Genomic DNA, 1,393 nt, shown 5'->3' with positions numbered 1-1,393 from the left:
GGGACTGTAAAACGAACGGTGTAACTCCTGATCAAGGAGGAGCACCTGATGACGGATGTGTTGACCACCGGGGCTGATACTGGCGCGGTGGCGAAGCGGAAGCCGGCGCAGCCGGACGTGAACGGGGTCGACGCCGAGCTCGTCGCCCAGTTGGTGGAGCAGGCTCGCACGGCCGGGCTGCAGCTGACCGGTGAAGGCGGGCTGTTGCAGCAGCTGACCAAGCGGGTGCTGGAATCCGCGCTCGAGGGCGAGATCACCGATCACCTCGGCTACGACAAGGGCGATCCGGCCGGCAAGAATGGTGGCAACTCCCGCAACGGTGTGCGGGGTAAGACGGTGCTGACCGAGGTCGGACCGGTCGAGGTTGCGGTGCCGCGGGACCGCGACGGTACGTTCGAACCGCAGATCGTGCGCAAGCGCCAGCGGCGGCTGTCCGGGGTCGAGGACATGGTGATCTCGTTGTCGGCCAAGGGTTTGACCACTGGTGAGATCCAGGCCCATCTGGCTGAGGTGTACGGCGCCGACGTGTCTAGGCAGACGATCTCCACGATCACCGACAAGGTCGTGGAGGCCATGACCGAGTGGCAGAACCGTCCACTCGACCCGGTCTACCCGGTGATCTTCCTCGACGCGGTCCACGTCAAGATCCGTGACGGGAAGGTCGCGAACCGGCCGATCTACATGGCCTTGGCCGTCACCGTTGAGGGCACCCGCGACATCCTCGGGCTATGGGCTGGCGACGGTGGCGAGGGCGCGAAGTTCTGGCTGCAAGTGCTGACCGAGCTGCGCAACCGCGGTGTCGCCGACGCCTGCATGGTGGTCTGCGATGGGCTCAAGGGTCTACCCGATGCGATCGAGGCGACCTGGCCGCTCGCGGTAGTGCAAACATGCGTCATCCACTTGCTGCGCAACAGTTTCCGCTACGCCGGACGACAGCACTGGGACGGCATCGCAAAGGCCCTGCGGCCGGTCTACACCGCACCGACTGAGGCTGCCGCGAAGGAACGCTTCGCCGAGTTCGCCGACGCCTGGGGAACCCGATATCCGGCGATCGTGCGGCTGTGGGACAACGCCTGGGCGGAGTTCGTGCCGTTCCTGGCCTTCGACGCCGAGATCCGCACGGTGGTGTGTTCCACCAACGCGATCGAATCGGTCAACGCCCGGATCCGCCGAGCCGTCCGGGCCCGTGGCCACTTCCCCAACGAGGCAGCCGCGCTCAAGTGCGTCTACCTCGCCGTAATGAGCCTGGACCCGACCGGGCAGGGCCGACGGCGCTGGACGATGCGCTGGAAGCCGGCACTCAACGCCTTCGAGATGACCTTCGAAGGACGCCTCTCAGCAGGCCGCAAGTAACCGTCAACAACCTGGGTTACACCGTTCGTTTGACAGACCC

1 protein-coding gene is annotated in these 1,393 nt (G+C 65.8%); it reads left to right on the top strand.

Annotation, left to right across the window (positions count from 1 at the left end):
• Positions 1 to 48: 48 nt before the first annotated feature.
• Positions 49 to 1,353: an IS256 family transposase gene (locus ABTW87_RS30135; RefSeq protein WP_350654808.1), complete on the top strand. Its 1,305-nt coding sequence runs from the start codon at positions 49 to 51 to the stop codon at positions 1,351 to 1,353.
• Positions 1,354 to 1,393 lie beyond the last annotated feature (40 nt).

Origin of the sequence: Micromonospora sp. NPDC126480 (assembly GCF_040302465.1) — a bacterium.
GTDB lineage: Bacteria > Actinomycetota > Actinomycetes > Mycobacteriales > Micromonosporaceae > Micromonospora.
This window is presented reverse-complemented; position numbering and strand designations above follow the sequence as displayed.